This is a genomic window from Coprobacillus cateniformis, from assembly GCF_009767585.1.
GTDB lineage: Bacteria > Bacillota_I > Bacilli_A > Erysipelotrichales > Coprobacillaceae > Coprobacillus > Coprobacillus cateniformis.
The window spans coordinates 2,123,434-2,143,320 of record NZ_WSNW01000001.1 but is presented as its reverse complement, the minus strand read 5'-3'; the positions used below and the strand labels follow the sequence as shown (position 1 = coordinate 2,143,320).

The window sequence follows — 19,887 nt, the reverse complement described above, 5'->3', positions numbered from 1 at the left end:
CACCATTTTTGATAATAATCGGTTCATTGGAAGCATTCATAAATAGGAAATGCAATAATCCTATTCTTCAACTAGAACATTGCATTAATTCTTGAAAATTAAAAACAAAATATTTATATTCAATATCCTGATTTGTATATAATGTGATTATTTTGATTTCTGGTGATTGATTATATAAGTCATCAAATATGAGTTCTTTGAGTCATTGCTTAAAATCAGAGATAGGTATTGATAACCTTTATTCACAAACACATTAATCATAACTTCCATTCATTTAAGCAACTGATCCAATTAATAATGGTCTAAGCAACATCTGTGGATCTTAATCATCATAAGTACAATAACCCGCCTAAAGAACCAGTCATAATACTTGAAATCAATTCATTCTTTTTCCACCTCAATTTATTATTATAAATAAATGATATGATACATTTGTATTGACCTCAATGTTAACTATTCATATTGAAATTCACATATTTATACTTGCAAATTAATAAAGAAAGTTTTCACAAAAAAATAGGACAAAAAACAATATAGTTTCTTGCCCTATCATTATCACTTTTAAAATGTCTTTATTTCTTTAAATAATGATACTGCATTGCCTGGGAAATATTTGTCGAACTTACACCTAATTTCTCAAGTATTGTATATGCAAACTCCAATGCAGCAGCTGGTCCTCTACCTGTAATAATATTTTGATCAATACAAGTGAATGAATCTTGATAAATACCTGAAGGTATTTCATTTTCAAATCCAGGATAACACGTAAACTGCTTATTTTCTATAATACCTGCTTTTTCTAAAGAGATTGGCCCAGCACAAATTGCTGCAATCCATTTTCCTTTTTGGTTAAAATCCTTTAAAATATCAATAACTCTTTGATCACTTCTCAACGAAGATGCTCCTGGCATACCACCTGGCAATACAACAACATCTGCCTCATATGCTGATTCATCAAATAAACAATCCATTGTCACTTTAACACCATGTGAACTTATAACTTCCATACTGTCCATACCTAACATATCACATTTTACATCAGCACGCCTTAACACGTCCACAACACTCAACGCCTCTAATTCTTCAAAACCTTCTTTAAATAACACTATTGCTTTCATGTTCATTCTCCTTTTCACTTAATTTGAGTAAAATTACCATTAGTATTATAAGTCCAACACCTAATAAAATATGTCCAATTCCAGCAATACCAGAAATAGCTGCATTCATCCCTGAACTTACTGATGTTCCTAATACCTGTAGAACACCTCTCATCATCAGCATTATAACAGTTATAAGAAGTCCACCATTATATACAATCATAAAATATTTAAACTTCTTTTCAGAAATCAAATTTGTACGTTGACTAAATAATGCCAAAATCATAAACATAAAAGTTCCTAAAACCATAAGATGAACGTGGATATTCGCTAAAACTGTTGTTCCAGTAAAACCATTTAATTTCGTAAATTCACGATAAAAAACACCACCTACTAAAGCAAGTATAACATATATAAATGAAACTTTAATCATTTTCTTCATGACTATTCCTCCTATTTTCAAGATATATTATAGAAATCATGACATATTTTTTCAACTCATGTGCTCTCAAATGAGAAAAGCTATCTTATGATAGCCTACCATGAAATCACTTTATTTCTTTTATCTATATCTTTTAATGTATTAATAAAGTCTTGAAGGTTCATTATTTTTTCTTTTGTCTTTTTCTTATTAGCAAGGGAAACACTATTAGCATCACTTAAAAGAACCATTGGAACCTTATCATAAGTAATGCGTGCATTTATAATTTCATATGATTTTTCTTTTGTTTTCAGATTTGTTTTCTCTTGTATATCACCTATTAGCAACATTGAATATGCATAATGAGTCACAACCTCTTTAGATTGAGAAGATAAAATTTCTTTACCATCTGGTCCTTCAGGTTTTATATATTTAGAAAATACTTGATTTTTTGAGAGGCTATAATTACCAATCTTTGTACCCTTCTCTAATTCAATTTTAAATTCTTTATAGGCTGAAGATGATTGTTCTTTTGAAATAGCATTTATGTATGTTGAAACAATTTTCTGATTTTCTGCAACAAGGCTTATACTATATTGATCTGATTGGGTAACTTTCTTCTCTTCTGAAGTTGGTTTGAATAATAAAAATGCAGCAATCAGAAATATGACAATCATGATAGCAAATATAAGAACTTGCGCCTGTCTTGTTATTTTTTTCATATAATCCATCACCTCTTTGTCTTATTTTATCATGTTTTGAAGACTTACACAATCAACTACACTTTTTCTATAAATTATGTTATGATTAAAAAGTCAAAGAAGGTGAAAAAGTGATAGATAAAACTCATATTGTCAAGAACAATAAAACCATGCTTTATATAACATATGCAATATTATTAGCCTTTGTTGTCTTTAACTATGAAACAGTCTTTTCAGTTGTTGGATATTTATTATCTTTAGCAACACCGCTATATATTGCTATTATTATTGCGTTTATCTTAAATATTCCAATGCGAAAGATTGAGCATTTATATGGTAAAAAGATTAAGAAAAAAGGATTAAAAAGAGGACTGTCCATTACGACAACTTTAATCCTTGCTATTATTTTACTTGTTCTCTTCTCTTCATTTATTATTCCAAAATTAGGAGAGAGTATTAGTTTAATCATTACCAATATATTTAATTATTCTAATCGTTTAGTTACTTTAGTGAATGATGCATTGGCACAATTCAATGTGAATTATGCCATTAATTATGATTCTATTCAACAAGCATTAACCAATATGGATTTGAATAGTTTTCTTTCTAAAAGTGGAGACTTATTAGGAAATGCAGGTATTAATTTAATATTTCAATCTATTGGTATTTTTGGAACATTTATCAATGCTATTACATCGTTTATTATGGCTTTATATTTATTAGCTAATAAAGAAACACATTTAAGACAATTGAAGAAGATAGTTACATTCTTCTTTGGTTATAAAGAATCTCTTGTTATCTTTGATATTGGTGCTGAAGCCAATCATTATTTTAATGGCTTTGTATCTGGTCAGCTTTTAGAATGTTGTATTCTGACATCATTGATGTATGCTGGTTTTAAGATTTCCGGTATGCCTTTCCCTGAATTATTAGCCTTTATCATAGGAATTGCAAGTTTAGTTCCAATGTTTGGAGGTTTTGTGGGATTTGGTATCAGTTTTGTATTGGTTTTAGCTGTTGAACCAACTCAAGCTATTATCTTTACTCTTTGCTTTGTTATTATTCAACAGTTTGAAGCAAATATTATTTATCCAAGAGTTGTTGGTGGTGCTGTTGGGATATCTGGTGTTTATGTACTTCTTTCTTTAGTTATCTTTGGAAATCTCCTTGGTTTCTTTGGACTCTTAATTGCAGTTCCAAGTATGGCTTTGATTTATGCAGTTGGTAGCCGTGTTGTCAATATTGCACTTTATCGAAAACATATTGAAGTCACAGATCATTCAATTACAAAGATTGATCCAGATAATCTTTAAATGAACATCATATATATTTAAAATTATTTTTATAAAAGTTCTTATCATCATTAAAGATAGGAACTTTTTTATTATAAAATAGTCTTCTTAAATAAAATAAACATGCAAAAGGCTAATGAGTTCAATGAAGAATTTCATTAGCCTTATTTCATCAAATTTTATCATTTTGATGTTCAATAAATGATTTCAATTCTTTTTCTGTCCCAAGTACATAATGTGTTTCAGTGACTTTGTTTTGGATACCAGCTTCATAATCCAATCCACTTTTATTATAATCATATGTCAAAGAAGTTCTTGTCTTTTCAACAGTTGGATTTGGATGAGGAATTGCTGATAATAATGATTTGGTATATGGATGGAGTGGATTATTAAATATTTCTTCAGCAGTTCCTGTTTCTACTAAATGTCCTAAATGTAAAACACCTATACGGTCACTAATATATTTGACCATTGATAAGTCATGGGCAATAAACAAATAAGCAATATTTGTTTCCTTTTGAATCTTTTTCATTAAATTGACAACTTGAGCTTGAATAGAAACATCCAAAGCTGAAATAGCTTCATCAGCTATAATTAAATCGGGATTCATAATTAATGCTCTTGCTATGCCAATACGTTGACGTTGTCCCCCTGAGAATTGATGTGGATAACGTGAAGCATGTTCTCTAGAAAGACCGACAAGTTCTAAGATTTCATAAACTTTCTCATTTCTTTCTTGAATTGAAGAATAAGCTTTATGAATATCTAATCCCTCTGCAATAATATCAAGAACCTTTTTTCTAGGGTTTAAACATGCCATTGGATCTTGAAATATCATTTGCATATTAGTACGTAAATCTTTTAAAGCATTCTTACTCATTTTCCCTGAAATATCTTCACCATTAAAGATAATGGAACCATCAGTTGGTTTATATAAACGAATAATACTTCTCCCCGTTGTTGATTTTCCTGAACCAGATTCTCCAACAAGTCCATATGTTTCTCCTGGCATAATTTCAAAAGAAATACCATCAACTGCTTTAACTGTAAAATTACGATTAATCTTAAAATGTTGTTTTAAATCTTTAACAACAAGGATAGGTTGTTTACTTTCCATTTGCTAACCCCTCCTCTTTCATTTTCTCTATACGTTTCTTCAGCGTTTCAGGCATTTCTACCTTAGGTGCTTTTTCATGCATTAACCAGCTTGCAACTTTATGACTGTTTGAACCAGGAACATCAAACATTGGTGGTTCAACCCTTAAATCAATGTTTAAGGCAAACTGATTTCTTGGTGCAAAAGCATCTCCTTTAATCTCATGAGCAAGATTAGGTGGTGTGCCAGGAATTGTATAAAGTTCATCATCATCTGTATCCAAATCTGGCATTGATGATAATAACCCCCAAGTATAAGGATGACGTGGATCATAGAAAATTTCATTAATCGTTCCAGTCTCAATAATTTTACCTGCATACATAACATTAACAAAATCAGCTACCTTTGCTACGACACCTAAATCATGAGTAATGTAAATAACTGACAAATCTTTTTTTCTTTGTATATCTTGAATCAATTCAAGGATTGTTGCTTGAATTGTTACATCCAAAGCAGTCGTTGGTTCATCACAAATCAATACATATGGATCACAAGATAAAGCAATGGCAATGACAACTCTCTGTCTCATTCCTCCTGAGAGTTGATGAGGATAATTCTTCATACGCTTTTCAGCATCTGTAATCCCAACTTCTTGTAACAGTTCAACTGCTTTTTGATATGCTTCTTCTTTAGACTTTCCATAATGATAAATCATTGGTTCCATAACTTGCTTTCCAATTGTCATAGTAGGATTTAATGAAGTCATAGGATCTTGAAAAACCATTGCGATTTTACGTCCACGGATTTCTTTTTGCATTTCACGTTCACTTAATTTAACAATATCTCGTTCTTGTCTTTCTCCAGTATTTTCATCATGCCAAACATATTCAATTGAACCACTTTCAATCTTTCCATTGTTCGCCAATATCCCCATAATAGCTTTTGTTGTAACTGATTTCCCAGAACCAGACTCACCTACAATGGCAATTGTTTCACCTTTATATAAATCAAGATCAACTCCACGAATAGCATTGACTTGTCCAGCATCAGTTTGAAATGAGATACTTAAATCTCTGATTTTTAAAATTCTTTCTCTATCAGCCATACCCTACATCTCCTTCATTGTTGGATCTAATGCATCACGAAGTCCATCTCCAAATAAGTTAAAACTTAACATTAAAATTGATAACACAACTGCTGGAATAATCATCATATATGGATATACCAAAAAACTATTAAAACCATCATTAATTAATGTTCCAAGTGAAGCCATTGGAATTGGTAATCCTAAACCAACAAAAGATAAATATGCTTCATAAAAAATTGCATTTGGAATAGACATCATAACCATGATAATCATTTGACTATAAATATTTGGTAAAATTTCTTTAAAGATAATAAAGAAATCACTTGCACCAAGAGTACGTGAAGCCAAAACAAACTCATCTTCTTTCACTTTAAGAACCTGTGCTCTTGTAATACGACTCATTCCAATCCATTCTGTAAATGCCAAAGCAATAATAATTGTTGTTAAAGATGCTTTCATAACCATCATTAATAAAATTAAGACAACCAATGTTGGTATAGAATTCATAATTTCCTGGAAACGCTGCATAATCGCATCAACCTTCCCACCAAAATATCCTGAAATCAAACCATATGTCATTCCAATAACAACATCAATAAAAATAGCTGCAACTGCAATAAACAATGAATAACGTGTCCCTGTCCACAAACGAACCCATAAATCTCTACCATAAGCATCAGTTCCAAACCAATGTGTTGCATTTGGTTCTACATTCTTTATAGCTGTATTAATATCATCAAATTTCCAATGAGACAACATTGGTGCAAAAATAGCCAATAGAATCACAACAACAATAAATGCAAAACCAATAACTGCTCCTTTATTCTTAGAGAAACGACGCATTGCATCTTTCCATGCAGGAACTGCAGGTGCTACAACATCTTTAGTGATGTCTTGCTTGTCGCCAACAAATTCAAAATCAGTTTCTAAAAACTCAAACTTATCCATCACTAATCATCCTTTCCTAATCTAATTCTTGGATCGATGATACCATAAGAAACATCAATCACTAACATCATAATAATATACATTGCTGCATATAAAAATGAACATGCCATAATTATGTTATAATCATTTGTTAAAATACTTCCAATTAATAATGTTCCTAATCCAGGGACACTACAAATCTTTTCGACAACCATTGTTCCCGTCATTAAGTTGACTAGGATTGGTGCTAAAATTGTGATGACTGGAATCAATGCATTTCTAAGTGCATGTTTCATAATCAATGTATTTTTATCTAAACCTTTTGCCTTAGCCAAGGTCATATATTCGCTTCCCAGAACTGAAATCATCTCTGTTCTCGTAAAACGGGCGACATTGGCAATAACCCCTACTGATAGAGCAAGAACAGGCATAATCGAAGAATAGATAGCATCATTGGAATCATACATGGTTGGTAATATATGCAATTGACTGCCTAAGAATATTAAAATCAGTAAGGCAAAAACAAACGATGGAACTGATACCCCTATAACGGATAAAATTGTTGCAAATGTATCCCAAAAGGTATTTTTATGCAATGCTGCAAATACACCTAATGCCATGCCAATAACTGTTCCAAAAATAACAGCTGAAATTCCTAAACTAAATGATATTTGTGCAGCATCTCCTACCAGTGTTGCAACTGGCATATCTTTATACATATTAAAAGAAACACCAAAATCTCCTGTTAACATATTTTTTAAATAAGTGAAAAACTGTACGATAATTGGCTGATCCAAACCATACTTTGCCATGATTGCTGCTCTTTGTGCTGGACTTAACTTTTCATTGTTAAATGGTGTCCCTGGCAAAAACTTAATCATGATAAATAAGACAGCCAAGATGACAAGCAAAGTAATGATTGAGATAATCACACGTTTTCCAATATATTTGAGTGTTGACTTATTCATCAAATTCCTCCTTTTAAAAGATAAACACAATACAGATACCTATATTGTGTTTATCATGCTTTCATTCTTTATTTAATTGAACTATTCAGCAATGTCTACATAAGTAAATGTATAAGGTACACCTACTGGTTTATGAACCAATCCAGAAACCTTTGTATTTTGAAGAACTGCTGTTCCTTTTTCAAATACAGGAATGTATGCATAATCATCCATTGCAATCTTTTCTGCTTCTTGTAAATAAGTCCAACGTTGTGTATCATCACTAGCTTGTTTTGCTTGATCCATTTTTCCATCAAATGCTGAACTTGTATATTTACCATAGTTGTTAGAATTATTAGTTAATAACAAGTTAAGGTAAGTTGTTGGATCTCCATAGTCTGGTCCCCAACGAGTACAACAAATATCATAGTCTCCATTTTTTTGTTTTGTATAGATTCTATCTTGTTTTGTTGTTGCAACCATTTCAATTTCTAAACCTTTTAATTTAGAGAATGAATTTTGTAAATAAGTTGCTAATTGATCCATTGGTGATTCATCTGTACCATAAGTTAATCTTAATTTAATACTTGAAACTCCTAATTCTTTTAATCCTGCATCTAATGCTTCTTGAGCTTTTGTTGTATCATAAGCAGTAAATGTTGCGGCAGTATCGCGGAAATCTTTACCATCTGGTCCAGTTGACAATTCAGCAGGAATAAATCCTCTTGCGGCTTTAGAACCATCTTTTAAGATATTTGCTGTAAAGTCTTCTCTATTAATAGCTAATGATAATGCTTTTCTCACATTTGCATTTGCTAATTCTTTTGTTTTAAAGTTTAAACTTAAATAGAATAAATATCCTTCATTAAAAGTTTGATAAGAATCATCATCTTTATATTTATCTACTAAATCAGAATTGATTGGTGCAAAATCATTTTTTCCACCTTCAAAGTTTGTTGCAGCTGCTTTTGGTTCTTGAACCAAATTCATAACTAAGTTATCAATCTTCACAGCATCAGCATTCCAATAATCTTTATTCTTTTCATAAGTTGCCTTATTTCCAGGTTTCCATGTTTTCATCACAAAAGCACCACAAGATAATACATTTTCAGCACTCTTAGCATATTGGTCACCTTTTTCTTCACAGAACTTTTGATTAATTGGATAATAGCAAGGGAAAGTCATTAATTCTTTAAAATAAGAAATCTTACGTGTGATTTTTACTTCTAATGTTTTTTCATCAGTAGCTTTTACACCCATCTTATCTAAATCAGCCTGAGTAATATCTTGTTTGTTATCCATTTTTGCAAGAATTTCATCAGCACCAACTAATGCCGCACCATCACTACCTAACATATAAGCATAGTTACCATTCTTTTTCATAATTCTTTGCCATGCATAAACAAAATCATTTGCTGTCACAGCATCCCCGTTTGACCACTTTGCATCTCTTAAATGGAAAGTGTAAGTTAAACCATCATCACTTACATCAACTTTCTCTGCTAATGCTTCAGTAATTTTTCCGTCTTTATCTAACCCCATTAATCCATCAATACAAGCATGCATTGCATTAAATGACATACCATCATCTGCATCTGATGAATCTAAATTTTTGATGTCTAATTCACTAGCAAAAGTAAATGTTTTACCACTTGTTCCACTATCTGAACCACATCCAACTAACATTGCTACTGCTAACCCTGCAGCAACTAAAGCTTTTAGTTTTTTCATGTTTTCTCCCTCCATAAACATATTTAATAAACAAGTTTCCTTGTATATGCATTAAGTATATACACACAAACACTTGTTGTCAAACAGTTTTTAATTATTTTTGTTTAATTTTTATTAATTGTCTAAATTTTACAAATATTTTTAGATATTTATTAAAGTTATCCTAAATATTATTTATTGTGTATACAATGATACAATAAATAAGCGACTTTTATTGACAAAATAATTAGATTGTCTTTACAATTCATATGTATATAAATAATCATTTATGATATTTCAAAATAAAGAAAAAAAGACAATAATGTCTCTTTATTTTATCCAATGCTCAAGAATTGCTCTTACTGACCTATTCATTTCATGACGAAATTCAGCAAAAAACTTTCTTTTTGCAAATGCCTGAATATATTGTTCTAATGCTTTTTCATCTTTATTTGATTGTTTCATAAACATTGATTTTGTTTCTGTTATATCCTTTTGATGATAATAATCAATATGAACTAAATCCTCTAATTCAAATCGTTTTGGTTTCATACGATCTTTTTGTTGCTGTGTTGGTTTTCCAAACACAACCATAATATATGGTACAGTATATTTAGGTAATCGAAACAGTTCTTGATGGACTTCAAAGTTTTCTAAAATATCTCCAATATAACACGATCCTATTCCTAGTGATTGGGCAGCAACAACAGCATTATGGGCAGCAATTGTACAATCTTGTCCAGCTAATATAAAATCAGACTCTTCTAATTTTGGCATATCATCTGTATATTCATTAAAGATATCATACCATTTTTGATAATCAGCTAAAAATATCAAGATCATGGGTGCCTTTGCTATAAATGGTTGATGATCACATAAAACTGCTAAACGCTCTTTAAGTTCCTGATCCTGAACATCTATAATCGAATATAAGGCCATATTTCCTGCCGTAGGTGCCTGTAATGCTGCTTCTAATATCATTCTTTTTTCTTCTTCTGTAATTGGTTCATCACGAAAATCTCTTACAGATTTACGTAGACATAGTTCTTCAAATGTTTTATTCATGAAAAGTCCTCCATTTCCATACTTTATTTTGATTATAACATAGATTATCTTGGCTTTTCCATGTATAATAGAGAATATAAGTAACTAAAATATATAAGTAAAGGAGAATAAAATGTACGCTAAAAATACTTGGAGTAAATACAAAGACAATCAATATAAAGATGTCATGGATTTCAACGAAGGATATAAACATTATATCTCAGCTGGAAAAACAGAAAGAGCTTGTGTTAAAGAATCAATTGCTTTAGCAACAGCAAAAGGATTTAAAGATATTAATGAATATTCTTCATTAAAAACTGGTGATAAGGTTTATGTTGTTAATAAAGATAAAAATATTGCTTTATTTGTGATGGGTGAAAAGCCATTAACAGAGGGAATGAGAATTCTTGGAGCACATATTGACTCACCACGTTTAGACTTAAAACAAAATCCGCTTTATGAGAGTGATGGTTTTGCAATGATGGATACGCATTACTATGGTGGTGTTAAGAAATATCAATGGGTAACAATTCCTTTATCACTTTATGGAGTTGTTGTCAAAAAAGATGGAACAGTTGTAGATGTTATGATTGGTGAAGACGAAAATGATCCAGTTGTTGGTGTGACAGACTTATTGATTCATTTATCTGCTGATCAATTACAAAAGACAGCTGCTAAAGTTATTGAAGGTGAAAATCTTGATCTTAATGTAGGAAGTATTCCTTTAGATGATGAGGAAAAAGAAACTGTTAAAAGAAATATTTTAAAATTGTTACAAGAAAAATATGATATTGAGGAAGAAGACTTCTTAAGTGCTGAAATTGAAGTTGTTCCAACTGGTAAAGCAAGAGATTTTGGAATTGATAGAAGTATGGTCATGGGTTATGGACATGATGATCGTGTATGTGCATATACTTCATTAATGGCTATCCTTGATATCGATACACCTGAATATACTTCATGCTGTATCTTAGTTGATAAAGAAGAAATTGGAAGTGTTGGGGCAACTGGTGCTCAATCTTTATTCTTTGAAAATACAATTGCTGAATTATTACACTTATGTGGTGATGATAACTATTTGTCATTAAAACGTGCAATGACAAACTCTAAGATGTTATCAAGTGATGTGAGTGCTGGATTTGATCCTCTCTATAAAGAAGTTAATGATGCAAAAAATGCTGCATATTTAGGAAATGGTATTTGTTTTAATAAATATACTGGCTCTAGAGGAAAAAGTGGAAGTAATGATGCAAATCCTGAATATATGGCTGAGTTAAGAAAGATTATGGATGAAGCACAAATTCATTTCCAAACAGCTGAATTAGGTAAAGTAGATCAAGGTGGTGGAGGTACAATTGCCTACATTCTTGGGAACTATAACATGAATGTCATTGATGCAGGTATTGCTGTTTTAAATATGCATGCACCTTATGAAATTGTTTCTAAAGTTGATGTTTATGAAGGCTATTTAGCTTATAAAGTTTTCTTACAAAAAGCTTAAAATAAAAAACCTATAGCATTTAAAGAATTTTCTTACTTGCTATAGGTTTTTTCATATAATCGTGGATAATCTTTTTTATCTATAATTCGTAATATCATGACCATACCAACAGTTAAACACCCCACAATTGTTATCACTATCCACATAAAAATCATAGAATGATGATCAATTAAAAATCCAACACCATTTTGGACAATTGCAACACTTAAACTCGTAAAAATATTTCTCACACTTGATATGCGTCCACGATGTGTCACAGGAATACGCCTAGTTAAATATGGTTGTGAGCCTAAGGTATTATATATTTCCCCTAGTGTAAAGATAATAATTGATACATAATACAAAGACATTATACCTTGAATGAATATATACATTCCAAATCCTATTGTCATAAGGAATACACCAACAACGATTTTATTTAAATCTTTCAACTTCTCACTCACTGTTGTCAAAATTGGTGTTGCAAAAATCACAACAAAGGCATTTACACTTGTAATTGTTCCAAAAATAAAAGCTCCCTGTTCTCCATATAAGCGCTCAAAATTTAATGGCATTAAAAAATTAAACTGGCTATATACAATCTGTATCATCATTGAACAAATCATAAAATAAACAATAGCTTTACGGGCTTTCAAAACTTTAAATACAGAATTCTCTTCTTCACTTTCTTCATAAAAATCTTGACCATTTGTACTTTTTGTCACAGATATATCTTTAATAAATATAAAAATAAGAATCGTTGATAACAAAGTAGATATAGCATCAATAAGAAATGCAACATTTAAATAATTAGCAAAAAGTAATCCCCCTATGCTTGGTGCTAACACCAATCCTAAATTCATCCCTAGATAACTTAAACTATACGCATTCTCTCGATCTTCATAACTGCTTAAATCAGCAACCAACGCATCATATACTGGGTGCTCTACTGTTGCAAATAAACTCGCAATAAATAACAAGCCAACAGTTATCATAGAAAGTGGAATCATACCCGCAAGAAAATAACACACAACCGTTATGAAATCACAGATAATAATTATATTTCTTTTGTTATAATGATCCGCTAAATATCCTGCAATATATATTGTTGGAAACTGTGCAATACTCATAAATAACAATAAAGATGCAATAGAAGCTGCATCCATGTGCAGCTTGTTTGATAATATAAGCGTTAATAAGGGAAAAACCATTGATCCCAAATTTGTCACAATACGACCAAAGAAGAGAACATACATTTCTCTTCTTAGACCTGAATATTGCTTAAATACATTCATTTTTATTTTTCAATGTTATGGCATGCTACAAAATGATTAGGCTCAACCTCTACTAATTGAGGTTTGTCACTATGACATTTGTCACAAGCTCTAGAACATCTTCCAACAAAAGGACATCCATCAGGCAAATTAATTGGACTAGGAACATCCCCTTGTAAAATAATTCTTTGTTTTTGTGATTCCAAATCAGGATCTGGAATTGGAACCGCAGATAATAATGCTTGGCTATAAGGATGCAATGCATGATTATAAACTTCATTTGCTTCAGCAATTTCTACAACATGTCCTAAATACATAACAACAATACGATCAGAAATATAACGAACGATATCTAAATCATGAGCAATAAATAAATATGTTAATCCCAATTCTTTCTGTAAATCTATCAACAAATTGATGACTTGTGATTGGATAGAAACATCCAATGCTGAGATTGGTTCATCACATACTAAGAATTCTGGTTCAATTGCTAAAGCTCTCGCAATACCAATTCTTTGACGTTGTCCACCAGAGAACTCATGAGGAAATCTATTTGCATGTTCTTTATTTAAACCAACAAGCTCTAAAAGTTCTTGAACTTTTTTCTTGCGTTTATCAGCATCATACATTTTATGAATTTCCATACCCTCAGCAATAATATCTCCTACTGTCATACGCGGATTTAAAGAGGCATATGGATCTTGGAAAATCATTTGTGCTTTCTTTGCATAGTCTAAACGATCTTTTGCTGATTTGACATGCAATTCTTCACCATCATATAATATCTTACCAGATGTTGGGGAATAAATTCCCATAACTGTACGACCTAATGTTGATTTTCCACATCCTGATTCACCAACAAGCCCAACCGTTTCACCTTTTTTAATATCAAAGTTTACATGATTAACAGCTTTTAATGTTCCACCGTTGACATGGAAATTTTTAGATAAATCCTGTAGAGAAAGTAAAACTTTATCTTCCATTATTTTGCCTCCTTTCTTTCACTTGGACAATCTTTATGCAATAACCAGCATGAAGACTCATGTCCTTCATCAACCTTAAAGACTGGAGGTTGTTTTTCTTTACATATTTTCATACACTTTGTACATCTACTTGCAAATGCACATCCCTTAGGCGGCTGAATCAAATCGGGGGGGGTACCAGGAATAGATACTAACACATCCCCTTTATCTGTATCATGCTTAGGCAATGAACTCAATAAAGCTTCTGTATATGGATGACTTGGTCGATAGAAGATATCTTTTGCAGTTCCTGTTTCAACAACTTTCCCCGCATACATAACAGCAACACGATCCGCTAAGTTAGCAACAACCCCTAAGTCATGTGTAATCAAAATAATTGCTGTATTCAATTCTTTTCTAATATCTGATAACAAATCAATAATCTGTGCTTGAATTGTAACATCTAGTGCTGTTGTTGGTTCATCTGCAATTAACAACTTTGGATTACATGACAATGCCATAGCAATCATCGCACGTTGTCTCATCCCACCTGAATATTGGTGAGGATATTGTTTTGCACGTTCTTCAGCATTAGGAATTTGAACTTTCTTCAACATTTCAATTGCTAAAGCTTGAGCTTCATCATCTTTCATATTTTGATGATGTTTAATAGCCTCAACAATTTGTTTACCAACTTGCATTGTTGGATTTAAAGATGTCATTGGATCTTGGAAGATCATGCTGACTTCTTTTCCACGAATCTTTTGCATAGCATCTTCAGGTGTTGCAACAATGTCAATACCATCTAATGTTAATTCACCACTTTTAATACGAGCAGGTGGCATAGGATTTAATTTCATGATTGTTTGAGCTGTCACAGACTTTCCACAACCAGATTCACCTACAACTGCAAGAACTTCACCTGCATCTACGTGATATGAAACACCTCTAACCGCTTGAACCTCACCTGCGTAAGTATCAAACGACACATATAAATCTTTTATATCTAATATTCTTTCTGCCATTATCTCTTACCTCCTTAATTTTGGATCAAACGCATCTCTCAATTTGTCACCCAATAAATTAAAGCTCAACATTGTAATACTAATAAAGAATGCTGGAATAATTAATTGGATTGGCTGAGTTTGGAAAACAACAACTCCTTCATTTGCTAATGTTCCCCAAGAAGCAAGTGGAATAGGAACTCCTAAACCAATAAAAGATAAGAATGCTTCATTGAAGATAGCACTTGGAATTGATAATGTTAAATTAACAACAACAATTGATAAAATATTAGGAACTAAGTGTTTAGAAATAATTCTTGTTGCACTCGCACCCATTGTTCTCGCTGAAATCACAAACTCCTGTTCTTTCAAACGCATAACTTCACCACGTACCAAACGAGCCATTCCAACCCATCCTACAGCCACTAATGCTGTAATGATTGTCATTGTCCCTCTTGGTAATACCATCATCAATAAAATAACAATTAATAAGTATGGAATACCATTAATAATTTCAACAATACGCATCATAACATTATCAATTGTTCCACCAAAATAACCTGAGATTCCACCATAGACAATCCCAATAAAACAATTGGCAATAACTGCAGCAAATGCGATAAACAATGAAACTCTTGCACCCTCAAAAATACGTACAAAAATATCACGCCCTAAATTGTCTGTTCCAAAAATATGGAAACATGTTGCATCACTAAAGAACATGCCCTGATTAGTATGTTGTAAATGTTGTTCAGCCATATTGTATGGCGAAACCATTGGAACAATAATTGCTAAAACAGCAATAACAGCCAATGTACATACAAGTGTAATTGCAACTTTATCTCTTTTGATACGACCAAACGCATCTTTCCAGAAACTTGTACTTGGTCGTACTATTTCATTTAAACTTCCTAAATCTTGTCCAATATGCTCAAATTCACTCGCATCAATAGGACTATTGACTAATAGTTCTTCATTCATTTTATATTCTTCCATCATACTACTCCTTACTATCGGCAATGTTGACACGAGGGTCAATCACTCCATATAAAATATCTACGATTAAAGTTGCAATAATCAAAAAGACACCGTAAAACAATGTACTACCTGCAATCATTGGATAATCTGCTTGTGTAATTGCATCAACAAAGAATTTACCCATACCAGGAATTGCAAATACTTTTTCAACAACGAAAGCTCCTGTTAACACAGAGGCAGCAATTGGCCCTAAAACTGTAATAACTGGCATAATCGCATTTCTAATAGCATGTCTCCATACTATCGTTTTGTTTGATAGCCCTTTGGCTTTCGCAGTCTTAATATAATCAGAACTCAAAACGTCTAACATACTCGTTCTCATCAAACGTGAAATTGTTGCTAACGATCCAAATGCAAGTGCCAATGATGGTAACCATTTTGAAAATTCATCTGACCAACCTGAAATGGCAAAAATTTGAATACCTATAGCCTGTTGTAATTTTAAAGATACAAAATATTGTAACAAAGCTGCAACAATAAAACTTGGGACAGAAACACCAATAACTGCAATTAACATTGCAATTGTATCACCTTTTTTACCACGTTTTACAGCAGCGAATGCTCCTAAACCAACTCCACCAACTGTGGCAAAAATAAGTGAACGAATTCCTAATTCAAATGAATATGGAAAAGCTTCTGTAACAATTGTAAGAACAGGACGATTAGAACCTAATGATGTTCCTAAATCTCCTTGAAAAACATTCATGACATACATAAAAAACTGTTCAATAACAGATTTGTCTAACCCATATTTAATTCTTAATGCTTCTCGGGTTGCTTCACTTACTGCCTTCTCTCCTACAAAAGGATCACCAGGCAATGCATGCATCATAAAATAAGTTAATAGCATTAACAAAAATATAGTGATCACTGCGTAAACAATTCTTTTTAGAATATATTTTTTCATGACTCCACTCCTTATCTTCTTTATAACTTTACCTACGCCAAATATAAAGTTATATATAACACAACTATATTGTCATAGTAATGTTATATATAACTTCAACCATTAAGTCAAATATTATTTATCATAAAAATACATTTTTAGACAATATAACAAAATATAAGGGCTATTTTTCAATAGCCCTTAACGCGCCATTTAATTATCCTTCAATATAGCATCCAGTGATATCAATATCTTGGAAAGCAGTTCTTAACATTCCTTTTAATTTAGGAGAAACTGCGTAATCTCTCACACGGCAATAGATAGGACCAACAGGCATTTCTTCCATTAATAATTTTTCAGCATCAACTAATAATTGAGTACGTTTTGCTGTATCAGCTTCTTTTCTTGCATCTTCAATTAATTTGTCATATTTAGCATTTGACCATGATGTGTGGTTGTTTCCACCATCTGTAACCCATAAATCCATGAAAGTCATTGGGTCATTATAATCTGGACCCCAACCAGCCATAACTACAGAGAATTGTTTATCTGTCATAGCTTGAAGTCTAGCTTTGTATGTTAATTGGTTAATTTCCATCTTAACACCTAAGTTTTGTTTTAATTGTTCTTGCACATAAGCACACATACGAGCAACACTGTCACCTTCATCAGCAATCATAGTGATTTTGAAAGTTTCTAATGTTAATCCTTCTTCTCTTAAACCTTCTTCTAATAATTTCTTAGTCTCAGTGTAATCATTATTAGCAGGTCTTTCAATTAAATCACCAACAGCTTTTTTGAATTCTCCTTGAGCAATAGCTTTTGGTGTAAATGAAGTTGCTACATAAGAATCATTTTGTAAGATACTCTTAACAAATCCTTCAGCACCCATACCAATTGTTAAGGCTTTACGCACTTTTGCATTATTTAAACCTTTTTCTTTTGTATTGAATTCTAAATAGAAGTTACCACCGTCATCATATTGTAACATTTCAGTTCCTTCTTTTTTCAATTGTTGAGTTTGTTCACCAGTAAATCCAGCCATATCAAGATTTCCAGCTTTGAATTCATTCATAATAGTATTTGTATCAGTGATCATTCTCATTGTACATTTGTCAATTTTAATATTGTCTGCATCCCAGTATTTATCATTCTTTTCTAAGACAATATTGTCTTGGTGAGTCCAAGAAGTTAAATTGAATGCACCATTAGTTACAATTTTATCTGCTTCTGTTGCATATTTATCATATCCACCAGCATCATTAAATCCTTTTTCATTAACTGGGAAGAAACTTTGATAAGCAGTTAAACCTACGAAGTAATCATAAGGTCCAGTTAATTTAAATTCTAAAGTATAATCATCTAAAGCTTTATATCCAGCATTTTTCTTTGCTTTCTCCCATCCAGCTTTATCTTTTTGTTTTAAAATGTTTGAAGCACCTTCAATTAATGGAGCCCAAGTTCCAGCATATTCAGCACCGTTTTTTAAATAGAATAATTGATCAAGAGCGAAAACAAAGTCATGTGCAGTTACTTTTTCTCCGTTTGACCATACAGCATTGTCTCTTAATTTGAAAGTAACAGTTAATTTATCATCTGATACTTTCCATTCTTTTGCAACACCTGGTTCAGGTTTATCATTTTCATCTAAAACAACTAACCCTTCCATACATTGTCTTAATACGTTCCCGTCAATTGAACCAGTTGCTTTAATTGAGTTTAATGTTTTAGGTTCAGTTTGTAAGTTGATAACAATGTCTTTGCTGGCAGAACCAGTCTTACCTTTGTCGCCTCCACAGCCAGCTAATAAGGTTACTGACATTGCTACGCCTAATACACCGACAAGCAATTTTTTGAATTTCATATTCTTCCTCCTCTTTTTTCCCCTAAAAGTCAAACTTTTAGTATATGAGTATTCTATCATAAGATTGTATTCAATTCTATACATTTTTTATTTTTTTGTATAAAAAAGACAAATTAACACTTTAAAATTCTAAATATAAGAATTTTCTACCAAAATAATGAATGTTTCATTGTTTAAACAATTGCATCTTGTGAAATAATTTTGAAATTTGCTAAATTTAGTTAATTTTGTGTCTCATCAGAGTTATGAACGTGGACATCTAATTGTGAGTATGGAATGACTATTCCCTCACGATCAAAGGCCTTTTTAATCTGCTCTGTAAGATCATCTTTAAGATCATAATAGTGTTCTGTTTCTGTCCAAACTCGCAATGAAATTGCAATTGAATTTTCACGATATTCACTGACTCTTACATACACCAAAGGTTCTTTTAAAGTATATGGATGTTGATTAATGACATTCATAATCAATTTTTTAGCAAGTTCGACATCATTATGATAATGGATATCTATAGTCATATCGACTCGACGTTTATCTTCATGTGAATAATTGACGAAAGTTGACGAAGCCAATTCATTATTAGGAATGACAACCATCTTATTATCAAATGTCATTAGAATAGTATATAATAATTGAATTTCCTGTATTTTCCCAATATATGTATTCACTTCAATAATGTCACCTTTCACAAAAGGTTTAGCAAACAAAATAACAATCCCCGAAACAATACCTTTCATAGAATCTTGCAACCCTAAAACAATTGCAGCTCCAGCTGTTGTGAGGACAGCAACAAAAGAAGTTACAGGAACACCTAATTGAGCAATAACAGTAATTAACAAAATAATTTTTAAGCCGATATGAATAATAGATTTCACAAAATTAATCACAATAGGATCAATATGTGAACGATTCATCATCTTGACAATAAAATGTATTAAAATCTTTATACCATACCATCCAAATAAAAAAATCAAAAAAGCATCAATAAAGTTTTTGCCTACTCCACTATACTTATCTATTAAATATGAAAAAATTTTTTCCATAAAATCACTCCTTT

At 31.6% G+C, this 19,887-nt stretch carries 18 protein-coding genes; 2 read left to right on the top strand and 16 right to left on the bottom strand.

Translation table 11 applies throughout. The features are described from left to right. Positions 1 to 572 precede the first annotated feature (572 nt). The 3 genes from GQF29_RS10720 to GQF29_RS10710 form a co-directional block, all read right to left on the bottom strand. Entirely contained in the window at positions 573 to 1,118 is a 546-nt protein-coding gene (locus GQF29_RS10720; protein ID WP_008787318.1) for a DJ-1 family glyoxalase III, read from the bottom strand. Beyond that, entirely contained in the window at positions 1,096 to 1,539 is a 444-nt protein-coding gene (locus tag GQF29_RS10715) for a DUF2871 domain-containing protein (RefSeq protein WP_008787317.1), read from the bottom strand. Before GQF29_RS10715 ends, GQF29_RS10720 begins: the two co-directional genes overlap by 23 nt. A 95-nt stretch (positions 1,540 to 1,634) precedes the next feature. Next, a complete protein-coding gene (locus tag GQF29_RS10710; protein ID WP_017143936.1) occupies positions 1,635 to 2,240 on the bottom strand; it encodes a hypothetical protein in 606 nt (201 codons plus the stop codon). A 110-nt stretch (positions 2,241 to 2,350) separates the two neighbouring features. Between GQF29_RS10710 and GQF29_RS10705 the strand changes: the two genes are divergently transcribed. Next, positions 2,351 to 3,532 carry an AI-2E family transporter gene (locus GQF29_RS10705; RefSeq protein WP_008787315.1) on the top strand — a complete coding sequence of 394 codons (1,182 nt, stop codon included), beginning with the start codon at positions 2,351 to 2,353 and terminating at the stop codon, positions 3,530 to 3,532. Positions 3,533 to 3,683: 151 nt separating this feature from the next. On the opposite strand, the gene GQF29_RS10700 is transcribed toward GQF29_RS10705, so the two are convergent. The 6 genes from GQF29_RS10700 to GQF29_RS10675 form a co-directional block, all read right to left on the bottom strand. Continuing rightward, positions 3,684 to 4,628 (bottom strand): ABC transporter ATP-binding protein, encoded by a 945-nt coding sequence (locus GQF29_RS10700; RefSeq protein WP_008787314.1) that lies wholly within the window; start codon positions 4,626 to 4,628, stop codon positions 3,684 to 3,686. Beyond that, complete coding sequence (locus GQF29_RS10695) at positions 4,618 to 5,712, bottom strand: ABC transporter ATP-binding protein (RefSeq protein ID WP_008787313.1); 1,095 nt, start codon at positions 5,710 to 5,712, stop codon at positions 4,618 to 4,620. Before GQF29_RS10695 ends, GQF29_RS10700 begins: the two co-directional genes overlap by 11 nt. Positions 5,713 to 5,715: 3 nt before the next feature. After that, complete coding sequence (locus GQF29_RS10690) at positions 5,716 to 6,642, bottom strand: ABC transporter permease (protein ID WP_008787312.1); 927 nt, start codon at positions 6,640 to 6,642, stop codon at positions 5,716 to 5,718. Between the two features lie 2 nt (positions 6,643 to 6,644). After that, positions 6,645 to 7,589, bottom strand: a complete 945-nt coding sequence (locus tag GQF29_RS10685) for an ABC transporter permease (protein ID WP_008787311.1) — start codon at positions 7,587 to 7,589, stop codon at positions 6,645 to 6,647. Between the two features lie 81 nt (positions 7,590 to 7,670). Continuing rightward, positions 7,671 to 9,299, bottom strand: a complete 1,629-nt coding sequence (locus tag GQF29_RS10680; protein WP_008787310.1) for a peptide ABC transporter substrate-binding protein — start codon at positions 9,297 to 9,299, stop codon at positions 7,671 to 7,673. A 309-nt stretch (positions 9,300 to 9,608) separates the two neighbouring features. Next, positions 9,609 to 10,343, bottom strand: coding sequence for a nitroreductase family protein (locus GQF29_RS10675; protein WP_017143937.1), 735 nt, complete (start codon positions 10,341 to 10,343; stop codon positions 9,609 to 9,611). 112 nt (positions 10,344 to 10,455) lie between these two features. On the opposite strand from GQF29_RS10675, the gene GQF29_RS10670 reads away from it, so the two are divergent. Further along, positions 10,456 to 11,823, top strand: coding sequence for an aminopeptidase (locus GQF29_RS10670; protein WP_008787308.1), 1,368 nt, complete (start codon positions 10,456 to 10,458; stop codon positions 11,821 to 11,823). A gap of 32 nt (positions 11,824 to 11,855) precedes the next feature. Here the strand turns inward: GQF29_RS10670 and GQF29_RS10665 are convergent, their stop codons facing one another. The 7 genes from GQF29_RS10665 to GQF29_RS10635 all read right to left on the bottom strand — a co-directional run bounded on the left by GQF29_RS10665 (position 11,856) and on the right by GQF29_RS10635 (position 19,873). Next, entirely contained in the window at positions 11,856 to 13,097 is a 1,242-nt protein-coding gene (locus GQF29_RS10665; RefSeq protein ID WP_008787307.1) for an MFS transporter, read from the bottom strand. Positions 13,098 to 13,099: 2 nt separating this feature from the next. After that, the gene (locus GQF29_RS10660) at positions 13,100 to 14,059 is read right to left on the bottom strand and encodes an ABC transporter ATP-binding protein (protein ID WP_008787306.1); all 960 of its coding nucleotides are present in this window, start codon (positions 14,057 to 14,059) and stop codon (positions 13,100 to 13,102) included. Next, positions 14,059 to 15,063, bottom strand: coding sequence for an ABC transporter ATP-binding protein (locus tag GQF29_RS10655; protein ID WP_008787305.1), 1,005 nt, complete (start codon positions 15,061 to 15,063; stop codon positions 14,059 to 14,061). The genes GQF29_RS10660 and GQF29_RS10655 overlap by 1 nt, the downstream gene beginning before the upstream one ends. 6 nt (positions 15,064 to 15,069) lie before the next feature. Next, entirely contained in the window at positions 15,070 to 16,038 is a 969-nt protein-coding gene (locus GQF29_RS10650; protein ID WP_008787304.1) for an ABC transporter permease, read from the bottom strand. A 4-nt stretch (positions 16,039 to 16,042) separates the two neighbouring features. Next, a complete protein-coding gene (locus GQF29_RS10645; RefSeq protein ID WP_008787303.1) occupies positions 16,043 to 16,987 on the bottom strand; it encodes an ABC transporter permease in 945 nt (314 codons plus the stop codon). Between the two features lie 196 nt (positions 16,988 to 17,183). Beyond that, entirely contained in the window at positions 17,184 to 18,830 is a 1,647-nt protein-coding gene (locus tag GQF29_RS10640) for a peptide ABC transporter substrate-binding protein (protein WP_008787302.1), read from the bottom strand. Positions 18,831 to 19,051: 221 nt separating this feature from the next. Then, positions 19,052 to 19,873: a mechanosensitive ion channel family protein gene (locus GQF29_RS10635; RefSeq protein WP_008787301.1), complete on the bottom strand. Its 822-nt coding sequence runs from the start codon at positions 19,871 to 19,873 to the stop codon at positions 19,052 to 19,054. Positions 19,874 to 19,887 lie beyond the last annotated feature (14 nt).

Excerpts from the sequence above, each read along its gene's own strand:
- GQF29_RS10645 (WP_008787303.1), bottom strand. The coding sequence starts at position 16,987 with ATGAAAAAATATATTCTAAAAAGAATTGTTTACGCAGTGATCACTATA.
- GQF29_RS10685 (WP_008787311.1), bottom strand. The coding sequence starts at position 7,589 with ATGAATAAGTCAACACTCAAATATATTGGAAAACGTGTGATTATCTCA.
- GQF29_RS10700 (WP_008787314.1), bottom strand. The coding sequence starts at position 4,628 with ATGGAAAGTAAACAACCTATCCTTGTTGTTAAAGATTTAAAACAACAT.
- GQF29_RS10675 (WP_017143937.1), bottom strand. The coding sequence starts at position 10,343 with ATGAATAAAACATTTGAAGAACTATGTCTACGTAAATCTGTAAGAGAT.
- GQF29_RS10695 (WP_008787313.1), bottom strand. The coding sequence starts at position 5,712 with ATGGCTGATAGAGAAAGAATTTTAAAAATCAGAGATTTAAGTATCTCA.
- GQF29_RS10680 (WP_008787310.1), bottom strand. The coding sequence starts at position 9,299 with ATGAAAAAACTAAAAGCTTTAGTTGCTGCAGGGTTAGCAGTAGCAATG.
- GQF29_RS10690 (WP_008787312.1), bottom strand. The coding sequence starts at position 6,642 with ATGGATAAGTTTGAGTTTTTAGAAACTGATTTTGAATTTGTTGGCGAC.
- GQF29_RS10640 (WP_008787302.1), bottom strand. The coding sequence starts at position 18,830 with ATGAAATTCAAAAAATTGCTTGTCGGTGTATTAGGCGTAGCAATGTCA.
- GQF29_RS10715 (WP_008787317.1), bottom strand. The coding sequence starts at position 1,539 with ATGAAGAAAATGATTAAAGTTTCATTTATATATGTTATACTTGCTTTA.
- GQF29_RS10650 (WP_008787304.1), bottom strand. The coding sequence starts at position 16,038 with ATGGAAGAATATAAAATGAATGAAGAACTATTAGTCAATAGTCCTATT.
- GQF29_RS10665 (WP_008787307.1), bottom strand. The coding sequence starts at position 13,097 with ATGAATGTATTTAAGCAATATTCAGGTCTAAGAAGAGAAATGTATGTT.
- GQF29_RS10720 (WP_008787318.1), bottom strand. The coding sequence starts at position 1,118 with ATGAAAGCAATAGTGTTATTTAAAGAAGGTTTTGAAGAATTAGAGGCG.
- GQF29_RS10660 (WP_008787306.1), bottom strand. The coding sequence starts at position 14,059 with ATGGAAGATAAAGTTTTACTTTCTCTACAGGATTTATCTAAAAATTTC.
- GQF29_RS10635 (WP_008787301.1), bottom strand. The coding sequence starts at position 19,873 with ATGGAAAAAATTTTTTCATATTTAATAGATAAGTATAGTGGAGTAGGC.
- GQF29_RS10655 (WP_008787305.1), bottom strand. The coding sequence starts at position 15,063 with ATGGCAGAAAGAATATTAGATATAAAAGATTTATATGTGTCGTTTGAT.
- GQF29_RS10670 (WP_008787308.1), top strand. The coding sequence starts at position 10,456 with ATGTACGCTAAAAATACTTGGAGTAAATACAAAGACAATCAATATAAA.
- GQF29_RS10710 (WP_017143936.1), bottom strand. The coding sequence starts at position 2,240 with ATGAAAAAAATAACAAGACAGGCGCAAGTTCTTATATTTGCTATCATG.